General features: G+C 47.9%; 22 protein-coding genes and 5 tRNA genes. 26 read left to right on the top strand and 1 reads right to left on the bottom strand.

The genetic code is table 11. The features are described from left to right. Positions 1-6: 6 nt before the first annotated feature. From V8Q34_RS20870 to V8Q34_RS20975, 22 genes are all read left to right on the top strand, one after another. Positions 7-78: transfer RNA gene (locus V8Q34_RS20870), tRNA-Glu, on the top strand. Positions 79-114: 36 nt separating this feature from the next. Further along, positions 115-187, top strand: a tRNA-Thr gene (locus V8Q34_RS20875). Positions 188-191: 4 nt separating this feature from the next. Next, positions 192-265: transfer RNA gene (locus tag V8Q34_RS20880), tRNA-Ile, on the top strand. A 34-nt stretch (positions 266-299) separates the two neighbouring features. Further along, positions 300-373: transfer RNA gene (locus V8Q34_RS20885), tRNA-Asp, on the top strand. Between the two features lie 4 nt (positions 374-377). Further along, positions 378-463 (top strand) — tRNA-Leu (locus tag V8Q34_RS20890). A gap of 119 nt (positions 464-582) precedes the next feature. After that, positions 583-1,149 (top strand): GNAT family N-acetyltransferase, encoded by a 567-nt coding sequence (locus V8Q34_RS20895; RefSeq protein WP_335836245.1) that lies wholly within the window; start codon positions 583-585, stop codon positions 1,147-1,149. A gap of 444 nt (positions 1,150-1,593) precedes the next feature. After that, entirely contained in the window at positions 1,594-2,292 is a 699-nt protein-coding gene (locus tag V8Q34_RS20900) for a response regulator transcription factor (RefSeq protein WP_335836246.1), read from the top strand. Then, complete coding sequence (locus V8Q34_RS20905) at positions 2,267-4,537, top strand: sensor histidine kinase (RefSeq protein ID WP_335836247.1); 2,271 nt, start codon at positions 2,267-2,269, stop codon at positions 4,535-4,537. Before V8Q34_RS20900 ends, V8Q34_RS20905 begins: the two co-directional genes overlap by 26 nt. Positions 4,538-5,116: 579 nt before the next feature. Beyond that, positions 5,117-6,064 (top strand): L-lactate dehydrogenase, encoded by a 948-nt coding sequence (locus tag V8Q34_RS20910; RefSeq protein WP_033143682.1) that lies wholly within the window; start codon positions 5,117-5,119, stop codon positions 6,062-6,064. Positions 6,065-6,089: 25 nt separating this feature from the next. Continuing rightward, the gene (locus V8Q34_RS20915) at positions 6,090-6,890 is read left to right on the top strand and encodes a CoB--CoM heterodisulfide reductase iron-sulfur subunit B family protein (RefSeq protein WP_335836248.1); all 801 of its coding nucleotides are present in this window, start codon (positions 6,090-6,092) and stop codon (positions 6,888-6,890) included. Continuing rightward, the gene (locus V8Q34_RS20920; RefSeq protein WP_033143680.1) at positions 6,887-7,276 is read left to right on the top strand and encodes a 4Fe-4S dicluster domain-containing protein; all 390 of its coding nucleotides are present in this window, start codon (positions 6,887-6,889) and stop codon (positions 7,274-7,276) included. The genes V8Q34_RS20915 and V8Q34_RS20920 overlap by 4 nt, the downstream gene beginning before the upstream one ends. 6 nt (positions 7,277-7,282) lie before the next feature. Further along, entirely contained in the window at positions 7,283-9,271 is a 1,989-nt protein-coding gene (locus V8Q34_RS20925) for a CoB--CoM heterodisulfide reductase iron-sulfur subunit A family protein (protein WP_335836249.1), read from the top strand. Further along, positions 9,262-9,705, top strand: a complete 444-nt coding sequence (locus V8Q34_RS20930) for a hydrogenase iron-sulfur subunit (protein WP_033143679.1) — start codon at positions 9,262-9,264, stop codon at positions 9,703-9,705. The genes V8Q34_RS20925 and V8Q34_RS20930 overlap by 10 nt, the downstream gene beginning before the upstream one ends. After that, complete coding sequence (locus V8Q34_RS20935; RefSeq protein ID WP_033143678.1) at positions 9,693-10,667, top strand: 4Fe-4S dicluster domain-containing protein; 975 nt, start codon at positions 9,693-9,695, stop codon at positions 10,665-10,667. The genes V8Q34_RS20930 and V8Q34_RS20935 overlap by 13 nt, the downstream gene beginning before the upstream one ends. Positions 10,668-10,670: 3 nt before the next feature. Continuing rightward, entirely contained in the window at positions 10,671-11,711 is a 1,041-nt protein-coding gene (locus tag V8Q34_RS20940) for a 4Fe-4S dicluster domain-containing protein (RefSeq protein ID WP_033143677.1), read from the top strand. Then, a complete protein-coding gene (locus V8Q34_RS20945) occupies positions 11,711-12,565 on the top strand; it encodes an FAD/NAD(P)-binding protein (RefSeq protein WP_033143676.1) in 855 nt (284 codons plus the stop codon). The genes V8Q34_RS20940 and V8Q34_RS20945 overlap by 1 nt, the downstream gene beginning before the upstream one ends. A gap of 20 nt (positions 12,566-12,585) precedes the next feature. Continuing rightward, a complete protein-coding gene (locus V8Q34_RS20950) occupies positions 12,586-13,260 on the top strand; it encodes a 2Fe-2S iron-sulfur cluster-binding protein (RefSeq protein ID WP_033143675.1) in 675 nt (224 codons plus the stop codon). 12 nt (positions 13,261-13,272) lie between these two features. Continuing rightward, entirely contained in the window at positions 13,273-14,874 is a 1,602-nt protein-coding gene (locus V8Q34_RS20955) for an FAD-dependent oxidoreductase (protein ID WP_033143674.1), read from the top strand. 14 nt (positions 14,875-14,888) lie between these two features. Next, complete coding sequence (locus V8Q34_RS20960) at positions 14,889-15,731, top strand: fumarate hydratase (protein ID WP_018595180.1); 843 nt, start codon at positions 14,889-14,891, stop codon at positions 15,729-15,731. Further along, positions 15,732-16,292: a Fe-S-containing hydro-lyase gene (locus V8Q34_RS20965; RefSeq protein WP_033143673.1), complete on the top strand. Its 561-nt coding sequence runs from the start codon at positions 15,732-15,734 to the stop codon at positions 16,290-16,292. 90 nt (positions 16,293-16,382) lie between these two features. Continuing rightward, the gene (locus tag V8Q34_RS20970) at positions 16,383-16,697 is read left to right on the top strand and encodes a hypothetical protein (protein WP_335836250.1); all 315 of its coding nucleotides are present in this window, start codon (positions 16,383-16,385) and stop codon (positions 16,695-16,697) included. Positions 16,698-16,754: 57 nt separating this feature from the next. After that, positions 16,755-18,047: a M23 family metallopeptidase gene (locus V8Q34_RS20975; RefSeq protein WP_335836251.1), complete on the top strand. Its 1,293-nt coding sequence runs from the start codon at positions 16,755-16,757 to the stop codon at positions 18,045-18,047. Positions 18,048-18,186: 139 nt separating this feature from the next. Here the strand turns inward: V8Q34_RS20975 and V8Q34_RS20980 are convergent, their stop codons facing one another. After that, complete coding sequence (locus V8Q34_RS20980; RefSeq protein WP_335836252.1) at positions 18,187-19,050, bottom strand: TraX family protein; 864 nt, start codon at positions 19,048-19,050, stop codon at positions 18,187-18,189. Between the two features lie 304 nt (positions 19,051-19,354). Here V8Q34_RS20980 and V8Q34_RS20985 point away from each other — a divergent pair, with 304 nt between their 5' ends. The 4 genes from V8Q34_RS20985 to V8Q34_RS21000 all read left to right on the top strand — a co-directional run bounded on the left by V8Q34_RS20985 (position 19,355) and on the right by V8Q34_RS21000 (position 25,811). After that, positions 19,355-20,437, top strand: coding sequence for a zinc-dependent alcohol dehydrogenase family protein (locus V8Q34_RS20985; protein WP_197064107.1), 1,083 nt, complete (start codon positions 19,355-19,357; stop codon positions 20,435-20,437). Between the two features lie 7 nt (positions 20,438-20,444). After that, a complete protein-coding gene (locus tag V8Q34_RS20990) occupies positions 20,445-21,458 on the top strand; it encodes an aldo/keto reductase family protein (RefSeq protein ID WP_335836253.1) in 1,014 nt (337 codons plus the stop codon). Between the two features lie 197 nt (positions 21,459-21,655). Further along, positions 21,656-23,998 (top strand): helix-turn-helix transcriptional regulator, encoded by a 2,343-nt coding sequence (locus V8Q34_RS20995; protein ID WP_335836254.1) that lies wholly within the window; start codon positions 21,656-21,658, stop codon positions 23,996-23,998. A 286-nt stretch (positions 23,999-24,284) separates the two neighbouring features. After that, complete coding sequence (locus V8Q34_RS21000; RefSeq protein ID WP_335836255.1) at positions 24,285-25,811, top strand: ABC transporter substrate-binding protein; 1,527 nt, start codon at positions 24,285-24,287, stop codon at positions 25,809-25,811. The last annotated feature ends 39 nt before the right edge of the window (positions 25,812-25,850 follow it).

Raw genomic sequence — 25,850 nt, forward strand, 5'->3', positions numbered from 1 at the left:
TTTTTTGGCTCCATGGTCAAGCGGTTAAGACACCGCCCTTTCACGGCGGTAACAGGGGTTCAAATCCCCTTGGAGTCATTCAATAAGGATTGAAACAATAAGTTAAACAGGTACGCCGATGTGGCTCAATTGGCAGAGCAGCTGATTTGTAATCAGCAGGTTATCGGTTCGAGTCCGATCATCGGCTTTATGGACCTTTAGCTCAGTTGGTTAGAGCAACCGGCTCATAACCGGTCGGTCCTGGGTTCGAGTCCCCGAAGGTCCATTTATCAGTTAAAGGTTACAAGTTAATAAGTTTTGGCCCAGTGGCTCAGTTGGTTAGAGCGCCGCCCTGTCACGGCGGAGGTCGAGAGTTCGAGTCTCTTCTGGGTCGTTTTGCCGCAGTGGCGGAACTGGCAGACGCCCGGGACTTAAAATCCCGTGGGTAGTGATACCCGTACCGGTTCGATTCCGGTCTGCGGCAGTAAGTAAGGGTAGGAGAAACGTTGATTTTCAGCGTTTCTCTTATTTTTTTAGGAGGATTTTGTTTTACTAAGGTTAGTATCAGGTCGATAGATTCGGAATTTTTCCAGGAGGAATAGTATGGTGGATGTATATAAGAATTGTCCCGAATATGAGAACGAGAGTTATATATTGAGAATGGTAAGAAAAGAGGACAAAAAAGATCTATTAAAGGTATACTCTGATGATAAGGCAGTACCATTTTTTAATAGTGATAATTGTGGTGGGGACGACTTTCATTATACAACGGAAAATAGAATGGAACAGGCAATAGAATATTGGCTTTGGGAGTATAACAGACAGGGATTTGTTCGGTGGGCTATTGTATCAAAAACAACGGATGAAGCAATCGGAACAATTGAATTATTCCACAGAGATGCTGCCGATTATTTTACAAATTGCGGATTACTTAGATTAGATATTCGAAGTGACTATGAAATTTCAAGTGAGATTATAGAGATATTAAGATTGATAATTGAACCTGCATATACCTTGTTTGGTTGTGATAAAATTGCTACAAAAGCTATGATAGCAGCGACAGAACGTATTGCGGCATTGAAAGATTTAGGATTTAAACGCTCAGAAGAAAAATTAGTAGGACATAATGGAACAGAATATGATTCGTATTTTGTATTATGCCGGGATTAGTAAAACTACAATGCGGGCGAAAAACGTGTATTATTCATCGCATTATTTTATCAGTATTTATAATATTTAAAGTAGAGGAAAATAATCTTTTAGGCGGGACTGACAGTACGGGATTCGTGAGGGCAGTTTATGCAGTATTGTTATTTACGGAAGAGATAATGTGCCGGAGCATGTGGCCATCAGTCTGGGTAATAGAAAAGATGTGCATGCAGGCAACAGCAGGGGTGTTAAATGGGCAGAGGAGCCAGTTCGGTTCGCCTTGTATAAATGCCGATTATGCTTTATACTTATAAGAATATGGATGTATGAGACAGTAGGAGAAGTACCGCGGGTGCTTCTCCTATTTTAGAAAGGACAGCATTGTAAGAAATCTGTAAGGAATCTGTCAGTTGTTTTGTAAGACAGAGGGGGTATTATAAATACAAGCTTTAAGGAGGAGGAGACATGAGCGAATGTATTCTTGTGGCAGATGATGACAGAGAGATCGTAAAGGCCATAGCTATTTTACTGGAGAGGGAGGGCTACAAAGTCCTGCGGGCCTATGATGGATTGGAGGCGCTGGATCTTCTGGCGCAGAATCAGGTTCAGCTTATATTGATGGATGTCATGATGCCGCGTATGGACGGCCTGTCTGCTATTATGAAGATCAGAGAGAAAAGAAATATACCTATCATTGTATTGAGTGCCAAAAGTGAGGACACAGACAAGGTGCTGGGGCTTTCTATGGGAGCGGATGATTATGTGACAAAGCCTTACAATTCACAGGAGCTGGTTGCCAGGGTAAAAAGCCATCTCAGGCGTTATACCAGATTGGGAGATATCCATGCGGTCAGCGGCTCCAAGGAGTTTAAAAGCGGCCGTCTCTGTTACCATGCTGAGGAGCGGGTGCTGTATGCGGACGGGGAGTCCATTCGGCTCACTGCCACGGAGACAAAGATTGTGGATCTGTTTATGCGGAACCTGGGACGTGTATTTTCCGCAGAGGAAATTTACCGCCGTGTCTGGGAAGAAGAGGCATTTGCTCCGGAGAACACGGTTATGGTGCATATCCGGCGCATTCGTGAAAAAATTGAACTGAATCCAAAGGAGCCAGAATACTTAAAGGTGGTGTGGGGAATTGGATATAAAATCGAAAAAATGTAAAGTGATAACAGCCTGGGCAGCATTTTTCCTGAGTATCTGTCTGCTTGTGGAGAGTGGTTTGACCGGCCTGAATCTTCTGACAGGGAGCGGCCCCCGGGGGGTGAGCGTTAAGGATGCGCTTACCTCGGATTTTGAAGAGACTGAGGAGTTTCGCAGCTTTGTGTCAGACTATCTGGATACGTTTCTTGCCATGGCAGCCGGAGGTCCGGTGGACTGGTACAGCAGATATGGAGATGCAGCTTTGGATGATTCTTATGACATCTCCTGGGGAAGCGGCATTGCGGAGAGTGCGGCGACTACTGTAATCGAGGAAAGTGCAGAATCGGCTTGGGATGGGGATTACACCTCAGAGGACTGGGAGTATAAAACTTCCGCAAAACAAGTGCATGAGACGATTAAAAACGATAAAAACCTGGTCTATGATATCCGGTATAACGGAAAGTCTGTATATACCAACGATGAGAATGGAATTTTGAAAGAGGGAGAAAAGAGTCTGCCTTCAGATTACAATTTTTATATGGTCTTTGCAGAGGGTAAGGCGTCTGTATTCAAAGATAAGAAAGCTGTAGATGTATATGGGGATGGGGTATACCGTGATGACAGCCAGTGGCGTATTCCCGGCTATAAGAATTTTACCGTGGATGAAAAAACAAAAAAGGCAGAAGTTCGCATGGCAGTGATAAAATCTCCGGTAAATTATGTGCAGGGTAATTATTCCGGCAGTTCGGGCAGTTATTATGGGACAAGCAGCCTGTATGATATAGTCCGAAATATGGAACATGCAAAGCGCAGCTACATTGCCAAAATCGTGGAGTTTATTGCCGGACTCGTGCTTCTGGGCGTTTACCTGGCACTGAGAAAGTATAAAAAGGACGGAGACAGATTCCTTGCGGTTTATACGGGAAAAATCTGGCTGGAATGTAAGGTCGCTCTGGCAGTTCTTGTGATTGTGGGAGGAATTGCAGGACTTAACAACTACATGGGTGTCTTTTACGGATGGGGGTACTATGAGTATGCATCAGAGATATTGTATCCGATGATGTATTCTTTATTGGCAAATCCCATGCTGCTGCTGATATGTTTCTGGATTTTATATCTCCTGATCAATGATTACAGATATAACAGAAAGAAACCCAGAAAGATACTGGTCAGGGATATACAGAAATTATTTCAGATAAGGGATATGGAGTATCCTTTTCAAAAAAAAATGATCCGTAAATTTTCACCGGTGATGATATCCGGAATCGTACTGTCAGTGATTGCGGCTTTGGCCTGCTTTGTGTCATCTTATTATTTGTATGATAATGGCGGAAGCCTTGCAGTGGTGCTGCTGCTTGTGGCACTGGCGGTGATCGCACTGCTGGCGGGTATGATGAGACAATATGCATCTGACAACCGGATACTCGCCAAAGAGATGGGTGATCTGATCCGTCAGATAAAAAAAGTCCATGACGGAAATATGACGGATAAGCTGAAAGTGCCGGAGGATTCGGACCTGTATGACGCTGTCCAGCAGCTAAATGATATCCAATACGGTATGGATACGGCTCTGTCGGAGCGAATGAAAAGTGAGCGTATGAAGGTGGAGCTGGTATCAAATGTTTCTCATGACATCAAAACGCCTCTGACCTCCATTATCAGTTATGTGGAACTTATGAAGCAGGAGGAGAACCTGCCGGAGGATGTCAAGGATTATATCCGCATTCTGGATATAAAGTCCCAGCGTCTGAAATCCATGGTGCAGGATGTTTTTGAGATCAGCAAAGCGGCCTCCAAGCAGCTCCCCGTAAATCTAGAGGATTTAGATCTGGGCAAGCTTCTCCGCCAGACACTGGCTGATATGGAGGAACAGATAGAAGAAAGCTCTGTGACGGTTAAAGCACAGATTTCGGCAGAGGCAGTGGTGATCCATGCGGATGGCAGCCGTCTCTACAGAGTTTTCCAGAACCTTCTGCAGAACGCCCTGAAGTATTCCTTGGATGGTTCACGCGTTTTCATAACACTGAAAACAGACAATAAAACAGCAAGGGCCACGGTAAAAAATATTTCCCAGGAGGAGATCCCGTCGGATATTGATTTTACCGAGCGGTTTGTACGCGGAGATGAGAGCCGTACCGACGGCGGAAGCGGACTGGGCCTTTCTATTGCCAGGAGTTTTACAGAGGCGTGCGGAGGTGTGTTCGGGATTGAAGTGGATGCGGATCTGTTTGTGGTGACAGTGGAATTTCCGATAAAAGATATTTAAACTAACATGTTTGATAGATAAAAAGACTGCCCCTGCGGTGCCGGAATGACGGAGCTGGCAGGGGCAGTCTTTTTTTGAATACAGCGTGCTTTTGTAAGCACACCTTAAAAATGTGTGATAAATTCAGAAAAAACCATTTTTTGTTTTTTGTATACATACATGAATCTGCCCCAATATTCCAGGAAAATAATCGAAAAAATAATCGACAAAAAAAGTCCAAAAATAAATTGCACGCATAAAAATACAAGTAATTTAAGCATTTTTAATTTTTTGAATGCACGCACAAAAAACAAGATGGCCGAAAGTGCACTTTTCTACATTAACGTAGTAGATGAGGCAAAAAAGTACAAAAAATCGTTAAAAAGTTGTTGTTAATTTCTTATCAATATGATATCCTTAATTCGTAGCGCGAAATCAGATTCTTCTCAAAAGGCCCTGAAACCAGGGGGGATGAGTAAATATGTTTTAACAGAAAAACATACTCAGAGAGATAGAATTTGTGATTTCACATTTTTTTGAATATTAATTGTTAAAAAAAAGACAATAAGGACCACCCAAGGGAAGGGGAAAGGAGCAAGCATGAGTAGTAAAATTACTGTCATCGGAGCCGGAAGCGTTGGCTCAACAATTGCTTACACATTATCTAACGGGGATATCGCATCAGAGATCGTATTGATTGATATCAACAAAGAAAAGGTTGCCGGAGAAGTTATGGATATCGCACAGGGTACCTGTTTCCGCGATCCGATCAACATCGTTGCCGGAGAGTACGAGGATGCAAAGGATTCCGATATTGTGATCATCACATCAGGAATCGCCCGCAAACCGGGTCAGACAAGAATTGAGCTGACACAGACAAATGTGAATATTTTAAAGAGCATTACACCGGAAATTGTAAAGGCTGCGCCAAACGCGCTTTACATCATTGTAAGCAATCCTGTTGATATTATGACTTATGTATTTACAAAGATCTCAGGACTGCCGGAGAATCAGATCATCGGTTCCGGAACGATTCTGGATACGGCGCGCCTCCGCTGCGGACTGTCTGAACACTTTAAAGTTGCTCAGAAGAACATCCACGCTTATGTATTCGGTGAGCACGGCGATACTTCCTTCATCCCCTGGACTGGAGCATATATATCAGGTGTCAGCCTGGATGAGTATTATGAACTGGCAAAGAACCTGGGCAAAGACGTGGAAGAGCTTGATAAGGACGAGATGCTGACCTATGTGCAGAAATCCGGCGGCAAGGTGATTGCGAACAAAGGCGCTACTTTCTATGCGGTATCAGCGGCAGTATGTAAGCTGTGCGGAATCCTGCTGGCATCCTCCGATTCCATCGCAACGGTTTCATCCATGATGCACGGGGAATACGGCATTGAGGATGTCTGCGTCAGCACACTGACTCTGGTTGGACCGAACGGTATTCAGGGCAAAGTGCCGATGAGAATGAACAAAGAAGAGATTGCAAAACTTCAGGCAAGTGCCAATGCACTGAAAGAAGTTATCAAACAGATAGAACTGTAAAACAGGATTTTTAACAGGAGGAACTATGAAGTACAGTTATTATCCGGGGTGTACCCTGAAAACAAAAGCAGTTGAGCTGGATGCTTATGCCAGAGCTTCTGCAAGGGCACTGGGATTTGAACTGGAAGAAATTGAAAACTGGCAGTGCTGCGGCGGAGTTTATCCGCTGGGCACTGACGAGATCGCCACAAAACTTTCTTCCGTCCGTGCTCTCAATGAGGCCAAAGAAAAAGGCCAGGATCTGGTAACACTCTGTTCTGCCTGTCATCATGTGATAAAACGTGTCAATGATGATATGAAGAACGCAGACGATATTCGCACCAGAGCAAATAATTATATGCAGTTAGAAGAACCCTATGCAGGTGAGACGACAGTGCTCCATTTTCTGGAGGTACTCCGTGACCGCATAGGTTTCGACACGTTAAAGGAGAAAGTGACAGCTCCCCTTACCGGCAAAAAGATAGGCGCTTACTACGGATGTCTGCTTCTTCGCCCAAGCGGGCTTCTGGAATTCGACGATCCGGAGAATCCGTCCATCATCGAGGACTTCATCTGGGCCATCGGTGCAGAGCCGGTGATCTATCCGTACAGAAACGAGTGCTGCGGCGGCTACATATCCCTGAAGGAAAAAGAGATGTCAAAAACCATGTGTGATAAGATCATGGACAGCGCATCCGGATTTGGAGCTGACATGCTGATCACAGCCTGTCCATTATGCCTGTATAACCTGAATAAGAGCACTTGCGGCAGCAGACTTCCGGTATACTATTTTACAGAACTTCTGGCAGAAGCTCTCGGCGTGAAAGAGGAGGTAGCAAAAGCATGAATACTCCAAAAAAACAGGCTGAAATGATTAAGGAAATCAGCGGTGTCAATCCGCTGAAATGTATGAAATGCGGCAAATGTTCTGCGTCCTGTCCATCCTACAATGAAATGGACATCAAACCCCATCAGTTTGTATCTTATGTGCAGAATGAAGATATCGAGTCTTTGGTGAACTCAAAATCTCTCTGGAAATGCCTTTCCTGCTTTGCATGCGTGGAGCGCTGCCCAAGGGATGTAAAACCGGGCAAACTCATTGATGCGGCAAGACAGCTTGTGGTCCGCGAGAAGGGCGGGGATTACCTGATGGCTGATGAAATCCCCGAGCTTTTGGACCCGGAACTTCCGCAGCAGCTTTTAGTCAGTGCATTCAGAAGATACAGGAGGTGAGGTTAAGTGCAGAGAATAGGTGTATTCGTCTGTCATTGCGGCAGCAACATCGCTGCTACGGTAGATGTAAAAAAAGTAGTGGAAATGGCTAAAATGGAGCCGGGAGTTGTCCATGCGGAAGATTATCAGTATATGTGTTCCGAAGCAGGACAGTCCAAGATTGCAGAGGCTATCAAAAATGAAAAACTGACAGGGCTTGTGGTATGTTCCTGTTCACCGCGTATGCACGAGACCACTTTCCGCAAGGCAGCGGAGAGAGCCGGCTTAAACCCATACATGGTGGAAGTTGCCAATATCCGTGAACATTGTTCCTGGATCCACAAGGATATGGAGGAGGCTACCAAGAAGGCAGTCATCCTTGCAAGAGCGGCAATCGCGAAAGTGAATTTGAACGCGTCCCTGAAGCCGGGCGAGAGCCTTGTCACAAAACGTGCCCTGGTGATCGGCGGCGGTATTGCAGGTATCCAGACTGCTCTTGACATTGCAGAGGCGGGTTACGAAGTGGATATTGTGGAGAAGACACCGAGTATCGGCGGAAGAATGTCACAGCTTGACAAGACCTTCCCTACACTGGACTGTTCTGCCTGTATCCTGACACCTAAGATGGTGGAGGCATCCGCCCATGAGAAGATCAACATCTATACATACAGCGAGGTGGAAAAGGTTTCCGGCTTTGTAGGTGATTTTACAGTGGATATCTGCAAGAAAGCAAGAAGTGTGGATATGGACAAATGTACAGGCTGCGGCGTATGCCAGGAGAAATGCCCGTCCAAGAAGAATTCCAATGAGTTCAACAGGGGCCTGAATACAAGAAGCGCCATCTACACACCGTTTGCCCAGGCAATCCCCAATGTTCCTGTCATTGACAGAGAGAACTGTATTAAGTTCAAGACAGGAAAATGCGGTGTCTGCGCCAAGGTATGCCAGGCAGGTGCCATTGATTATGAGCAGAAGGACGAGATCCTTACAGAGAAGTACGGTGCCATTGTAGTTGCCACCGGTTTTGACACCATCAAGCTGGATAATTACGATGAGTATGCGTACAACCAGAGCAAGGATGTGATCACATCCCTGGAGCTGGAGCGTATCATGAACGCAGCAGGACCTACCAAAGGCCATCTGGAACGCATGTCCGATGGGAAGGCGCCGAAGAATATGGTGTTTATCCAGTGTGTGGGAAGCCGCTGCGCGGACAAGAGAGGAAAGAGCTACTGCTCCAAGATATGCTGTATGTACACAGCAAAACACGCCATGCTGATCCGCGATAAATATCCGGATGTGAACGTGACTGTATTTTACATTGATGTCCGTACCCCGGGCAAAAACTTTGATGAGTTCTACAGAAGAGCCGTGGAGGAATACGGTGTGAACTACATCAAAGGCCAGGTGGGTAAAGTCGCTCCCCAGCCAAACGGACAGTTATTAGTACAGGGCGTTGACCTCATTGATAACAAGCAGATCCTCATGGAGGCAGATATGGTGGTTCTGGCTACAGCCATTGAACCGGATTCTTCTGTAAGGAAGATTGCCACCATGCTCACAGCCAGCATAGATACCAACAACTTCCTGACCGAGGCACATCCCAAGCTTCGTCCCGTGGAATCCCCAACGGCAGGTATCTTCCTGTCAGGCGTTTGCCAGGGACCCAAGGACATACCTGAGACTGTTTCCCAGGCAGGAGCAGCGGCAGTGAAAGCCATCGGGCTTCTTGCAAAAGACAAGCTGATGACAAACCCATGTACAGCCAAATCCGACGAACTTCTCTGCAACGGATGTTCCACCTGTGCAAATGTGTGCCCGTACGGTGCCATCACTTACGAGGACAAAGAGGTGAATGACCACGGAATCCGTGAGACACGCCGTATCGCAGTTGTGAACAATGCGCTTTGCCAGGGATGCGGAGCCTGTACCGTTGCCTGCCCGTCAGGAGCCATGGACTTACAGGGATTCTCGAACAGACAGATCATAGCGGAGGTGGATGCAATATGTCGATAGAAACAAAGGAAGAATTCAGACCTAAAATTGTGGCATTCTGCTGTAACTGGTGCAGTTATGCAGGTGCGGATCTGGCCGGAAGCAGCCGCCTTTCCTATCCTGCAGATGTGAAGATCATCCGTGTGCCATGTTCCTGCCGTGTAAATCCCATGTTCATCCTGAGAGCATTTGAGAAAGGTGCGGACGGCGTGATCCTCTGCGGATGCCATCCGGGAGACTGCCACTACAGCACAGGAAACTACTATGCCAGAAGGCGTATGACACTTTTATTCTCCATGCTGGATTATATCGGCGTGGAAAACGGACGTACCCGTGTGGAATGGGTGTCAGCCGCAGAGGGTGTCAAATTCTCCACTACCATGAATGAGTTTGTGGAAAAAGTCCGCTCTCTGGGCAAAAACGTAAGATTGGAGGATTTGAGATGCAGGAATTGATTAACCGTGCAAAAGAGCTGTTAGCGGACGGTACCGTAGCCCGTGTTCTCGGCTGGAAAGCGGGAGACCTGCCTTACAATCCGGAACCGGCATATTTTGAAAAGGAAGAGGACTTTGAGAATTTCGTATACAACGGATTCTGCGGAGCCAATTTAAGCAAATATATGATTGAAGCCTCCAAACTGGAGGGAAAGACCCTGGTATGCCTGAAACCGTGTGATACCTACAGCTTTAACCAGCTCATCAAGGAGCACAGGGTGGACAGGGAAAAAGCCTATATTATCGGTGTGGGCTGCAAAGGCAAGCTGGATATTGAAAAGATCAAAGGTATGGGGATCAAGGGAATCGAGAGTATTTCCGGCGCTGATATCACAGATGAGGCAGATACCCTGACCATACAGACCCTCTACGGAGAGAAGACATGTTCCTATGCAGATGCCATGCTGGAGAGATGCCATGTGTGCAAAGGCAAAGAGCATAAGATATACGATGAGCTGATCGGAGAATCAAAAGAGACAAAAGACGCAGAGCGTTTTGACAGTGTGGCTGCCATTGAGGCCATGAGCCCGGAGGAGAAATTTGCGTTTTTCCAGAAGGAGTTAAGCAAATGTATCCGCTGCAATGCCTGCAGAAACGTATGTCCTGCATGCAGCTGCAGAAAATGTGTATTTGACAGCAACAAGTTTGACAGTTCCCAGAAAGCTAATGTGGACTCCTTTGAAGAGAAGATGTTCCACATCATCCGTGCTTTCCATGTGGCAGGACGCTGTACAGACTGCGGAGAGTGCAGCCGTGTATGTCCCCAGGGAATACCCCTTCATCTGTTCAACCGGAAATTCATCAAGGACATCAATGAGTTCTACGGAGAATATCAGGCCGGTGAAGACACAGATTCCAGAGGACCGCTGACAGACTTTACCTTTGATGACGTAGAGCCAGGCATTGTGGCAGAAAGGGGATAATGTATGTATAAGATAGCAAAAGAAAATCTGGCGGCATTATTCCAGTTGATCGCCGGCTCCCGGGAATTATACCTTCCTGTAAAAGTGAGCGGACAGGTGAACTTCAGAGCATGGAGCGAGGACGCGGAGGTGGATCTTGATACACTGAAGACGGTGAAATCTCCAAAAGACGCGTTCTTCCCCCAGAGTGAGGATCTGTATACCTGCAGAAAGGACGGAAAAAAGCTGACAGTTGAACCGGAAGCACTGAAAGAGCAGGATTTTGTGGTATTTGGAATGAAGGCCTGCGATGTGAAAGGTGTGGAGGTTTTAGATAAAGTATTTTTAGCTGACCCGGTAGACTCTTTCTATGCGGCAAGGCGTGAGCACGGTACTATTGTGGCTATGGCATGCCATGAGCCGGAAGAGACCTGCTTCTGTAAAGTGTTTGGCGCAGACTGTGCAGAGCCGGCGGCAGATGTGGCCGTGTGGATGACAGGCGAGGAGCTTTACTGGAAATCCCTCACAGAAAAGGGAGATGCCCTTACGAAATCTGCAGAAAGCCTTCTTGCTGAGGCAGACGCTGAGGACGAGAAGAAAGTGGAGGAAGAGAAAGCATCCATCCGCGGAATCGTTGAGAAGCTGCCTTACTCCAATCTTTCCCTGGAAGGATGGAACGGGGAGGCATTAAACGAAAAATTCAATTCAGAACTCTGGGAAGAACTGTACAAGCCATGTCTGGCGTGCGGAACCTGTACCTTTGTATGTCCAACCTGCCAGTGCTATGACATCAAGGACTACGACACAGGCCACGGAATCAAGAGATACCGCTGCTGGGATTCCTGCATGTACTCGGATTTCACCATGATGGCACACGGGAACAACCGTACGAGCCAGATGCAGCGTTTCCGTCAGAGATTTATGCATAAACTGGTATATTTCCCGGCAAACAACGACGGGATGTATTCCTGTGTAGGCTGCGGCAGATGTGTGGAAAAATGCCCGGCTTCCTTAAATATCGTAAAGGTTATCAAATCCTTTCAGAACCAGGGAGGTGACAAATAATGAGTGAATGTACCTGTCATAAGAATTATACACTGGATACGCTGATCCCCCAGGTGGGAGTCATCACGGATATCCGCCAGGAGACGCCGGATGTGAAGACCTTCCGCGTAAACGCGCCGGAGGGCGGAAAGCTTTTTGAACATATGCCCGGACAGTGTGCCATGGTGTGTGCACCAGGCATCAGTGAAGGTATGTTTTCCATTACTTCCTCACCGACTAACAAAGAATTCCAGGAATTCAGCATCAAGAAATGCGGTGTCCTCACCGATTATCTCCACAGCCTTGAGGTGGGCGACGAGATTACCGTGAGAGGGCCGTACGGAAATCATTTCCCGGTAGAGACTGAGTTAAAAGGTAAAAACCTGCTGTTTATCGCAGGTGGTATCGGCCTTGCGCCTCTGCGCTCCGTGATCAACTATGTGCTGGACAACAGAGAGAACTACGGCACTGTGGACATCCTTTACGGTTCCCGATCCGCAGACGATCTGGTCCAGTTAAAAGAGATCCAGGAAGTCTGGATGAAGACAGAGGGCGTGAATGTATATTTGACCATCGACCGGGAGCAGGAAGGCTGGGACGGCCATGTGGGATTCGTACCGAACTACCTGAAAGAAGTGGGCTTTACCACAGACAAGACAGCCCTTGTCTGCGGCCCGCCGATCATGATCAAGTTCGTGCTGGCAGCTCTGCAGGAGATGGGATTCTCCAAAGAGCAGGTGTACACAACTCTGGAGCTGCGCATGAAATGCGGCGTAGGCAAATGCGGACGCTGCAACATCGGTTCCAAGTACGTGTGCAAAGACGGACCGGTATTCCGCTGTGATGAGATTGATGAATTACCGAATGAGTATTAAGGAAAGGATTGGTACCTATAATGGAAAAAATGGTAAATGTATATTTCTTTGGTAAGAAATACAGCGTGCCTGCAGATCTGACGATCATGACAGCCATGGAATATGCCGGTTACACCCTGAAAAGAGGATGCGGCTGCCGTCACGGCTTTTGCGGGGCATGTGCTACAATATACAGAATCAAGGGAAAGAACGAGTTAAAGACCTGTCTTGCCTGTCAGACACAGGTGGAGGAAGGCATGTATGTGGCAAGCATCCCCTTCTTCCCCACAGATAAGAGAACTTATGATATAGAGGAGATCAAACCGACTCAGCAGATCATGATGGAACTCTATCCGGAGATCTACAGCTGTATCGGATGTAATGCCTGTACAAAAGCCTGTACACAGGATCTGAACGTTATGCAGTACATTGCTTACGCACAGAGAGGGGAATTTGAGAAATGCGCAGAGGAGTCCTTTGACTGTGTAAGCTGCGGCTGCTGTTCCGTAAGATGCCCGGCCGGCATTTCTCATCCTATGGTTGGTCTTCTTGCAAGGCGCCTCACAGGAAAATATATCGCGCCTGAGACAAAACATCTGAAAAGCCGCGTGGAGGAGATCCACAAGGGTGCTTATGATGAACTGATCGAGCAGGTTATGCAGAAACCCATTACGGAAATGCAGGAACTTTACAACACAAGAGAGATTGAGAAATAAGGAGGGATAGCCATGTTTACACCAGAAATGCTTGAGTCCATTAAAAAGGTGGAAGCGACCAGAGACGAACGTATGGGCATGGAACCCAGGCGTATGACCGCTGATGAAAAAGACGCCCTCTTGAAGGCTTATCATCCGGACTACAAAAAAGACGGCTTTACAGAGATCAAGATCGGACCAAACAAGGGCCAGAAAGCCCCCACAGAGCTGGGACATTTACTCCACTCCAACAGCCGTCTGTTAAATGTGGATATAGATTTGAACAAAGTGGATTATGACGTGGACGTGCTGGTGATCGGCGGCGGCGGAGCAGGTTCTTCCGCTGCGATTGAAGCTCACGAGGCAGGCGCAGACGTTATGATCGTCACAAAACTGCGTATCGGTGATGCCAACACCATGATGGCAGAGGGCGGTATCCAGGCAGCAGACAAGGAAAATGACTCCCCGGTACAGCACTATCTGGATGCTTTCGGCGGCGGACATTTTGCAGCAAGGCCGGAACTGCTGAGAAGACTGGTTATGGAAGCCCCGGACGCGATTCAGTGGCTGAACAAGCTGGGTGTTATGTTTGACAAGGACGCAGAGGGAAATATGGTCACCACCCACGGCGGCGGTACCTCCAGAAAGAGAATGCATGCCTGCAAGGATTACTCCGGTGCGGAGATCATGCGTACTCTGCGCGATGAGGTTTTAAACCGTCAGATCCCCGTTGTGGAATTTACATCCGCAGTGGAGCTGATCAAGGACGAAAAAGGTCAAGTGGCAGGGGCTGTTCTTCAGAACATGGAGACAGAGGACTATATGGTGGCAAGAGCAAAGACGGTTATCATTGCGACCGGCGGCGCAGGACGTCTCCACTATCAGAATTTCCCCACATCCAATCATTATGGTGCAACCGCAGACGGTCTGGTTCTGGGATACCGTGCAGGCGCTCCGCTTTTATACCAGGATACCATTCAGTATCATCCTACAGGTGTTGCGTATCCGGCACAGATCTTCGGCGCTCTTGTTACAGAGAAAGTACGTTCTCTGGGAGCCATGCTTGTAAATATTGACGGAGAGGCATTTATGCATCCTCTGGAGACACGTGACGTGGCAGCAGCTTCCATTATCCGCGAGTGCAGCGACAGGGGTAAAGGCGTGGCAACACCTCTTGGCAGCGGTGTATGGCTGGATACGCCCATGATCGAGAGAATCGGCGGAGAGGGTACCATTGAGAAACGTATCCCTGCCATGCTTCGTATGTACATGAACTATGACATTGATATGAGAAAACAGCCGATTCTTGTATACCCGACTCTTCATTACCAGAACGGAGGTCTGGAGATCGGCGGAGACGGATTTACAAAGGAGATCAGCAATCTGCTGGTAGCCGGTGAGGCGGTAGGCGGAATCCACGGCAGAAACCGTCTGATGGGCAACTCTCTTCTGGATATCATTGTATTCGGCCGCAACGCAGGTAAGGCCGCAGCAGCCAGGGCAAAAGAGACAGAGCTTGGCACCATGACACTGGAGCATATTGAGAAATATGCGGAAGAACTGAATAACGCAGGCATTGCTTCCGATGATGTATCACCGCTGCTGCTTCCTAAATATGCCCGCCACGAGAGATAGGAGAGTGAACGTATATGCGTGAAATAATGGCAAGCCAGATAACAGATGTCATTGAGAACCTTTGCATCCAGGCCAATGAACATCTGCCTGAGGATGTGAAATGTGCGATCAAAAACTGCAGAGCATGTGAAGACTGGGAAATTGCACAGGGCGTTCTGGACAATATTATTGAGAACTTTGAGATCGCTGACGAACAGAATGTACCAATCTGCCAGGATACGGGAATGGCATGCGTATTCCTGGAGATTGGACAGGACGTACATATCACAGGCGGTGATTTAAGCGAGGCTGTGAACGAAGGCGTGCGCCGCGGATACGATAAGGGATACCTGAGAAAATCCGTAGTAAAAGACCCGGTGCGCAGAGGCAACACAGGCGACAACACACCGGCCATGATCTATACCGAGATCGTTCCGGGTGAGCAGATTAAGATCACAGTGGGACCGAAAGGTTTCGGAAGTGAGAATATGAGTGCTATCCGCATGTTCAAACCGTCAGCAGGCCTGCAGGGAATCAAGGATTTCATCCTGGAGACAGTCGAGACAGCAGGCCCGAACCCATGTCCGCCTATGGTTGTGGGCGTGGGCATCGGAGGTACTTTTGACAAGGCTGCCCTTCTTGCGAAAAAAGCATTGATGCGGCCCATTGATTCCTCCAATGAGGACCCGTACTATGCGGATCTGGAAGTGGAAATGCTGGACAAGATCAACAAGCTCGGCATCGGACCGCAGGGATTCGGGGGTAAGACCACTGCCATCGGACTGAACATTGAGACCATGCCCACACATATTGCAGGTATGCCGTGTGCCATCAATATCAACTGCCACGTGACCCGCCACAAAACGGAGGTGATTTAAATGGAAAAACATATTACACTGCCCCTTACCGAAGAGCTGGCAAAAACTCTTCATGCGGGAGATACCGTATATGTAACAGGAACCATCTACACCTCACGTGACGCAGGCCACAAGCGCATGTGCGAAGCACTGGCAAGAGGTGAGGAACTTCCCTTTGACCCCACTGACGCTACCATCTATTATGTGGGCCCCACACCGGCGAAACCGGGCCAGGTCATCGGCTCCGCAGGCCCTACCACCAGCGGACGTATGGATGCCTATGCACCGACTATGATGTCCGTAGGCGCAAGAGGCATGATCGGAAAAGGCGCCCGCCTTCCGGAAGTCATTGAAGCTATGAAAAAATACAGCGGCGTTTACTTCGGCGCGATCGGCGGAGCAGGCGCACTGCTGGCAAAATGTATAAAAAAAGCGGAACTGATCGCGTATGAAGATCTGGGCGCGGAGGCATTGAGAAAATTATATGTGGAGGATATGCCTCTGTTTGTCATCATCGACAGCGAAGGAAAGAACCTGTACGAAGAGGGCAGAGCCGCTTATCTGGCACAGCATAAAGAGTAAGACAGAATCTGAGGGACGTAAGACAGACCGCTTCTGAAAGAACAGAGGCGGTCTTTGCACCACATTAAAAGAGGGAATGGAGAAAATAGAATGACAAACTTATTAGAAGCACTTATGATACTCTGCTTCGGCCTGTCGTGGCCGATTTCAATCCGTAAATCCTGGATTTCCAGAACAGCAAAAGGAAAGAGCCTTTTCTTTGAGTTCTTTATCTGGATTGGTTACGTGTTCGGTATTGCCCGCAAAGTGATTCTGTGGATGGAAGCCGGATCAGCAGGAACTTCTCTTGACTGGCTGTTTTATCTGGGATGGTTCTTCTACATACTGAATATTGTTGAGATTTCCATTGACATGGCACTCTATTTGAGAAATGTAAAACTGGATAAAGCAAGAGAAAAAGCCTGAGTTCTAAGTTCACGCCCCATTACATAAACTGATACAGAATGTGACCGGGGGCCGGACATGAACAGACAGAGATGGAAAAAATATGGTTTTATAGCGGAAGTTATTGTGCTGACTTTGACGGCAGTGCTTTGCTGGAAAGATGTCTCAGAAGGTGCCTTTACTGCCGGAAGGAGCACGGACCCGGCAGCAAATGTACCGGAATCCGGCACCACGTGTGAGGAAAAATCCGGCACGAATGGCGAAGAGGGTTCTGCCGCCGGCAGTGGAAAGGATTCCGGCACAGACAGTGCGGGAAAAGACTACATAAAATGGGTGGATTTCCATGTGACCAGTGAAGCCATGCGTCGGGCATGTGCCTACGATGTGGATACATATGGGCAGGAAGGTCATCTAAACTGGGTGAATCTGCTGGCCTATCTGGGAGCCAGATACGGCGGAGATTTTAAACAGTATAAGGCAAAAGATATGGATGAGATTGCCGACAGGCTCCAAAAAGGGGAAACTACCGTGGAAAAGCTGTCTGCGGAGATAAAGTCTTTTGACTACTACCGTGAGGCCTACGGTGCAGTCCTGGATGGTTTGGTGGGAGAGTATGAAATAGAGGCAGAAAATGAAGGGCAGGAAGTGCAGAGCCGGGACAGTCAGGCGGAGCAGGGACGTAAAGAGAATCAGAATGACCGGGAGAGTTCGGGGACGGTAAACTGGACAAAGAAGTATGGACTGAAAGGATTCAGTCCGATTGCGAAAAGTTTTCCCTATAATGACTATGATGATTTCGGTGTGGCCAGGAGCTATGGTTATAAGAGAGAACACCTGGGGCACGACATGATGGGGCAGACAGGTACACCCATTGTGGCGGTGGAGTCCGGTTATGTGTCAGCTATGGGCTGGAACCAGTACGGCGGATGGCGTCTGGGAATCAGCAGTTTTGACGGCAGGCGATATTATTATTACGCTCATCTGCGTCAGAATTTCCCTTACTGCAAATCCCTGGAAGTGGGCAGCGTTGTGCAGGCAGGTGATGTGATCGGCTATATGGGACGCACCGGGTACAGCGCAAAGGAAAATGTGAATAACATTGATACAACCCATCTGCATTTTGGCCTGCAGCTTATTTTTGACGAATCCCAGAGAGAGGGAAATCATGAAATCTGGGTGGATGTCTATGAACTGGTCAAATTCCTGTATAAGAACCAGTCAGAGGTGGTAAGGGACGATGCGACAAAAGAGTGGTCCAGGGCAATGCAGATAAAAGACCCGGAGGCTCTGGAATATCTGAAGTCAGCGGAAGAAAAAAAGACAACAGGCGGCAATACGGAAAAACAGCCGGCAGATGCCCATACAAGATAGCAGACAACGGTCAGTGCTTCGGAAAAGCGGCGATAAATACTTATCTGTTTTGTAAGATCAGAGACCTTATGAAAGGGAGCAGTGAAACAATACTGTCCTTTTGATAAGGTCTCTTTTACATTTTATAACAGTTCTTTCTTTAGGCCACAATCCTGGCAAGTATCACAAGCAGATATACATGCAGCGGATAATAAACATAAAAGAAGTATTTCATTTTTCGCCCCCGCTGACCGTTGTAGAGCAGAATAAAAGGAAGCGATAAGATCATAAACCACTGGTCATTCAGGATGAACAGATTTTCATAGGTCAGTCCCGCACCGGCTGCCGAGAAAAAGAAGAATCCGGACATAAGTACATAGAAGACAGAAAGCCCAATTTTCTTATTCCTGAGAAAGTAGAATCCGATTCCAAGGACTACCCAGACTACAGAGCCCTCCACAAAAACAGGTGAGGGTACCAGAGTATACAATGCCTGGAAGGCAATTCTGCCTACAGGTGAAAGCTCTGCCGTATTTCCCATAAACAGGATAACCGCAATTCCCGAGAGCACGGGAATGAGCAGCATCACCAAAGCAGTTCCTGTTTTTTTCCATTTTCTCTCTTTTCCGCTTTCCATGAGCAGTTCAATGGCCCAGATGTAAAGCCCCACAAGAAATAAAGTGGCAAACATACCGTTAATGACCATAGCCCCGCCGGGATGCGGCAGAAAGGCATTGACCAGGCCATTTCCCACGGACATAAGCACAGAGGCGATATACAGCCGTTTGAGATACGCCTTCCGGTCATGTGTATGGGAAAAGCCCTCCGCCATGGCAAACAGAAACAGGGGTGCTGAGATCCGGCCCAGCAGAGTAAATATGTGGGGGACCGGCAGAATCCCGCCTCCCAGGTAATAATAAATGTGGTCAAGTGTCATCAGCAGAAGCGCCAGAACCTTCAAAGAATAGGAAGTGAACCCCGATTTGGCAGCGGCTGTTTTATTTGGTATTGCAATCTCGTTCATTTCAAACCCTCCGTGATATTTGTTTTACAGTGTTGATTATAGGGTATGACAGGGATATCTGCCATCGATTTACCTTACAAATTCGGAACTTTTATTACATTTTTGTCACCTTTGGCGGGGATGTCCGTAAGTATACAGAAGGGCCTGCATGACGGAAGGCAGTTTAAAAAATATACGAAAACACGACATGAAAGACGGCAAGGTGTCGCAGATATCTCTAATAACCTCCGCGCAGAATGGTATAATAAGGACAAATAAAAAACAGCAGAAAATGCTGGAATTTACGGTTGGGAGGACAACAGTTATGGCAGTAAAAATGCTTCCGAAAAAGATGGCAGGTGCAATACTTCCGGGCAACAGCTCAGTTGAAATGAAGGAGTTCGATGTTCCGAAGCCGGGTCACGGACAGGTATTGATCCAGACAAAGGCAACAACGATCTGCGGCAGTGACATCCGATGCATTTACAGAGAACACGTGGGAAAAGGACCGGAAGGATATATTCCGGGTATGGTGGCAGGTCATGAGCCCTGCGGCGTGATCGTGGAGGAGGGCGAAGGCCTCCGCAGGTTTAAAAAGGGTGACAGAGTGATCGTATATCACATTTCCGGATGCGGTGTGTGCAATGACTGCCGAAGAGGATATTACATTTCCTGTAAGAGCAAATTCCGTCAGGCATACGGCTGGCAGAGAAACGGCGGCATGGCTCCGTACATTCTGGCGGAGGAGAAGGACCTGATCGCCCTGCCCGATGAACTCACCTACAAAGACGGTGCGCAGGTTGCCTGCGGATTCGGTACGGTTTACGAGGCAATTGAGAAAATCGGCATCAGCGGAAATGATGCGGTTCTGGTGACGGGACTTGGACCTGTAGGCCTGGCAGCCCTCATGCTTGCCAAAGCGCTGGGCGCGAATAAACTGATCGGTGTGGAAATGAATGACTACCGTATTGAACTGGCTAAAAAACTGGGTCTTGTGGACCATGTCTTCAAACCGGGCGAGAATACCGTGGATGAGATACTGGAAGTGACGGGAGGATACGGCGTTGAACGTGCGATTGATGCCAGCGCCAATGATGCTGGCCGTCAGCTTGCCATCCGCGCCACAAGAGAATGGGGCAAAATTGCCTTCGTAGGTGAAGGCGGAACCTGTACATTTAACCCAAGCCCGGATATCATTCACGGACAGAAGACAATCTTTGGTTCCTGGGTGACAAGCCTGTGGAGAATGGAAGAACTGGTGGAAAGGCTGGTGCGCTGGAATATCCATCCGGAAGATCTGATCACAGACGAGTTCCCCATCGAGAGAGCGGGCGAAGCATATAAACTCATGGCCGGCGGACAGTGCGGCAAGGTAGCTGTAGTCTTCGGCGACCAGGATGAAAGGTAGGCACAGGATGACAAAAGGAGTAGACCCGGCAAAAGTGCCTTACAGAACTTTATATACAGGAGCCAGAATGCCGGCGATCGGTATAGGTACCTTTGGCTCTGACAAGTATTCCGCAGAGCAGGTGTCAAATGCAGTTTACGGTGCCGTGGAAAACGGATACCGCCTCATTGACTGTGCATCCGTCTATCAGAATGAAAAGGAGATCGGTGCTGTGCTCGGACGTCTCTTTGACAACAAAGTTGTAAAGAGAGAGGAGCTGTTCATCACAGGGAAAGTGTGGAATGACATGCACGGGGAAGGGGAGGTTATAGCTTCCTGTAAGCAGAGCCTTGCAGATTTGGGGCTTTCTTATCTGGACCTGTACTTTGTACACTGGCCGTTTCCGAATTACCACGCGCCGGGCTGTGACGGGGATTCCAGGAACCCGGATTCAAAACCCTTTTCCACAGAGGAGTTCATGAGTGTGTGGAGACAGTGCGAACAGCTTTTAGAGGAAGGTCTTGTGCGCCACATCGGTATGTCCAATATGACCATACCGAAGCTGGAGGCTGTGCTTCCCTTTTGCAAAGTACAGCCCGCAGCCATTGAGATGGAGCTTCACCCGGGCTTTCAGCAGCCCGAGCTGTTTGCGTACGCGCTGGAGCACAGGATCGTGCCCATCGGCTACTGCCCCATTGGTTCTCCCTCACGCCCGGAGCGTGACAGGACCTCTGAGGACGTTGCGGACACCCAGATGCCCGAGATTCTGGAGATCGCCAAAGCCCATCAGATACATCCGGCGGTGGTGTGCCTGAAATGGGCGGTACAGCGGGGGCAGGTGCCCATTCCTTTCTCTGTGAAGGAACCGCAGTATATCAGCAATTTGAAATGTACCACCGAAGATCCTCTGACAGAAGAGGAGATGGAGAAAATCCGCCTTGCCGACAAGAACTGCCGCCTGGTAAAAGGCCAGGTATTCCTCTGGCCGGGGGCAGAGAGCTGGGAAGATTTGTGGGATTTGGATGGGACGATCACGAAATAGAAATGCAGGGTAGTTTGTGGGCGTCACATACTATAAAAATGCGCCATATACTCTGAAAATGGCACTGTCCGTTGACAGTGCCATTTTGCGTTGCTAAACTGAATATAACAGCATTACCCATATGCCGATTTTACAGTCAAAATAAGCATATAGACCACCGACCGGGAAGGGCCGGGAAGAGCAGAAGGCGGAGAAATATGAAAAAGATTTTTGGAAAAACACACAAATCATACTATAAAAAAATACTGATTCTCATGTTTGCATTTGTGCTGGCAGTGATCCTGCCCTTCACTGCACTTTTGTACCGGAAATCTCAGCAGAACATGCTGAAAAATATCAATCAGTCCAATGAGCAGGTCTTAAGGCAGATGAAATTCAACTACACCTATTTCTCGGAAAACATTTCAGCGCTCTGCCTCTCTACCTTTTTCCGATATGATGTGAATGCGGTGATGTATAACAGCGAGGTGGATTACAACCAGCTCTACCTCACTTTGAAGAATCTCAGGGACAATGTGCTCCAGTCCCAGCCAAGCCTCTCCTCCATTCAGATCTACAATGGACAGAGAAAGGAATGGTATTCCACGGATTCGGATGCGGCGGCACAGGGAGAGGTTCTGCAGCAGTTTGTGGGAGAACAGAACAGTACGCCAAAGCTGCGGCCCATTCTGAGAAAATTAAGTGAGATCAACGGGCAGATAGAGACGAGCCAGTATGTCTTTTCTTATTTTATGTATGAATATCAGGATCCTTCATCCGGGCAGGACAGCTATCTTGTACTGAACCAGAATGCAAGCTGGCTGATTGACAACCTGACCGGGGCAGTGGCTCAAAGCCTGCCATCCTCCCTTTATCTGGCGGGGGAGTCAGGAGATATATTCGGCTATCAGAAGGAAGAAACCTCCGTAAATGAGGAGGAACTTGTAAGAGAATGTATGCAGAAATACATTTCCGCCCAGGCCGGGGAGAAGAATCAGGGATATTATGTGGAAAAATACAAAGGAAAGAAGTTCCTGGTATCCTATATTGATCTGGAGGACAGAGGCAATTATATTATTATGGTGCAGGCATATGAGCAGATATTTTCTAATCTGATTCAGCTTCGGAACGACTTTCTGGTGCTCTGCTGCATTTTCGGAATCATCGGTATTTTCATGCTGATCCATCTGTCCTGGAAAATATACCGTCCGGTCAATTCTCTGGTTGGATATGTGTCCGGGCTGGAGGGGGAGAGTGAGAGCCGGGCCGCCATGGAAGGCGAGGACGAGTTCGCCCACTTGAGGGATGTGTACCAGAGGACCAATGATGTAAAAGAAAAACTTCTCCAGGAGAAGAAATCCACAAGGGAAAGTCTGAGAAAATATCTGCTGGCAAACCTGCTGGAGGAGAGCACGGAAAAAAACTGGGAAAAATACAGAAAGAGCATGCCGGAGAGCGGACTGTCCAGCAAAGAGGAGCGGGAGCTTGCAGTGGCGATTTTCTACCTGGATTCCTATACGGAAAATAAATACGGCTTCACCCCCGGGGACAGCTCCCTGCTTTTGGAGACTGTATCCAATGTCATGACGGAAATGCTGGCCGGCTACATTGCGGAGCCGGTGAAAAAGGAAAATTCCTGCCTTGTTATCATTCTGGGCAGCAAGGAGAAATTGCTGGACACAGCAGACGTAAGGGACCGCATCAGCTATGCACAGAAATATATGAAGACAGCTTTTGACGTGACCATTTCTGCTGCGGTCAGCCATTCCAGCCGGAAGCCGGAGGAACTGTCGTCTCTCTATGAACAGGCCAGAAAATACGCAGGATACCGCCTGGTATACGGTCCGGGCAGTCTTCTGGGTGAAAAAGAGTGCAGGAAAAATATGTCAAACACTGAAAGTACATATCCCAGGGAACTGAACCGCAGACTGAAAGAGAGCCTGAAGCTGGGCAGCATGGAGCAGATCCGGGGCGTCCTGGACAAAATACAGGAGGCGGTGTCAGAACTAAGCTGCGATAATATCAGTATCAGCATGATGTCACTGGTGACAGAGGTAAATACAGTGATGAACGAGATCAACATGGCGAGAAACCTTCCGGTGACCATACATTTTAATGAGATGTACAAAAGAGTGATCGAGGTGGAATTCATCAGCACGCTTTTTGAGGAACTGTCCGAATACATCAGCTCCATTCTCTCTGAGACTTACCAGAAGAAGGAGAAGGAAAATGACAAAGAGAAAATCTTTGTGCAGACTGTCATGGAGTTTGTAAACCAGAACTACACGGATGTAAACCTTTCTTCCCAGTCCATAGCGGACTACATGAATATGTCCGGCCGTTATATTATGAAGAAATTCAAACAGTGCACAGGGATATCCCTGAATGAATATATCCTGGATATCCGCATGAAACAGGCAGCGGAGCTGCTTCTCCATTCCAAATTGCCGGTCAATAAGATCTCGGACAATATCGGGATAGAGAATGAGAATTATTTCTACCGCCTGTTTAAGAAAGTCTACGGATGTACCCCAAGAGAGTTCTCAAACAGAAAAGATTAGAGTGTATAAGAAGAGTCCGGCCTGCCGGATTCTTTTTTTGGCTGAAAACACTTCACTTTTGAAAAAGGGACTGTAAAATCGAAACATCTCTGCCATATATGCAGTGTTTATCCGTATCCTTCAGTAGTCAGAACCCATAAACCCCTGCTAGAATCGGGTTATCAGCAAGAGCGGCAGAACAAAATGCCGAAGCAGAAAATGCAGCCGTACAGTGTACAGAATCGTGAGGTACAGGCGGCACATATGTTACGCAAAAATAAGAAAGAAAAAGAAGGAGAGGTCAAAAATGAGAAAACTGAAAAAATGGGCGGCACTTGGCATGGCAGGCATTCTTGCAGCGGGATGTCTTGCAGGCTGCGGTGACAAAAAAGAGGAAGCATCCGGTGAGGGCACAGCACAGGAGAAGACAGCAGATAAAGGTGAGGCAGTCACCTTAAAGTGGTATCTGGCAGGTTCCGGCCCCCAGGCAGATGTAGTTACAGTCCAGAATGCAGTGAACCAATACCTGAAGGACAACTATGATATGAATGTGGACCTTCAGATCATTGCCACAGACTACGCAAACTATCCCCAGAAAATGCAGATGGTCATTTCATCGGGAGAGGAATATGACATCTGCTGGACTTCAAGCTGGAACAACAACTATTATGACAATGTGAACAAGAATGCATTTATCCCACTGGATGAGCTGCTGGAGAAGGAAGCTCCCGAACTGCTTGCATCTATGGACACATCCATCTGGGATGCTGTCCGCGTAAAGGGAAATATCTACGGTGTTCCTTCCCAGCAGATATTTCCGAAACAGAATTACGTTGTCATTGTAAAGGAATATGCGGATAAGTACGGACTGGACGTGAGCAAAGTCCGGAAGCTCAGCGACCTGGAGGAATTTTTCAAGGCAGTAAAAGAGGACAATCCGGATATGTATCCCTTTGCCGCATCCAGCAACGGGCTTATGGGAAAACACAACGTGGCCCTGGGATATGAATCCATTGTCAGCGTCAACATTCCCGGTGCTGTGAAAATCGGGGATGACGGACTGAAAGTATATAACCAATTTGAGTCAGAGGAGGTAAAGGAATTCTATGAAATGATGTACCGCTGGGCACAGGAAGGCCTTGTACGCAAGGATGCGGTTACCGTTGCGGACAACGCGGTGCCTGATATGAAGGCGGGAAAACATATTGCAGCCATCAATGCTACATACAAACCGGGTGTGGAAACTCTGGAATCCGGCAACTTCGGCGGCAAAGAGGTGGTATTTGCCACATTGTCTGAGCCATACCTGGCAACAGAGAACCTGGTTTCCAGTCTGAACGCAGTCAGCCAGACTTCCAAACACCCGGAACTGGCAGTACAGTTTTTGAATCTGGTGAACACAGACAAAGATCTGTATAACCTGCTCTGCTTCGGCGTGGAGGGAACACACTACATCCTGAATGAGGATGGCACTGTGAAGACAGATGACGCCAAGGGCTATAACCCCAATGTGGACTGGATGATGGGCAATCAGTTCAACGGACTTTTAAGGGAAGGTCAGGATGCAGACGTGTGGGAGGAGACAAAGAAGATCAACGACTCCGCAGTGGAATCCAAAGCCCTGGGATTTGCCTTTGACTCCACAACTGTCACCAACGAGATCGCCAGCGTGAGTGCCGTGTATGACCAGTACGGGAAATCCCTGGAGACAGGCGGAACTGACCCGGCATCCGTACTGCCTGAATTCCAGGAGAAATTAAAGACAGCAGGTGCTGACAAGATCATTGAGGAAATGCAGCGCCAGATTGACGAGTGGAAGTCAGCCAATAAATAACAGCGGATGTAAGAGGACGGGGCAGAGAGGTTCCGTCCT

The sequence above is a fragment of the Blautia sp. JLR.GB0024 genome (assembly GCF_037000545.1).
Lineage (GTDB): Bacteria > Bacillota > Clostridia > Lachnospirales > Lachnospiraceae > Blautia > Blautia celeris.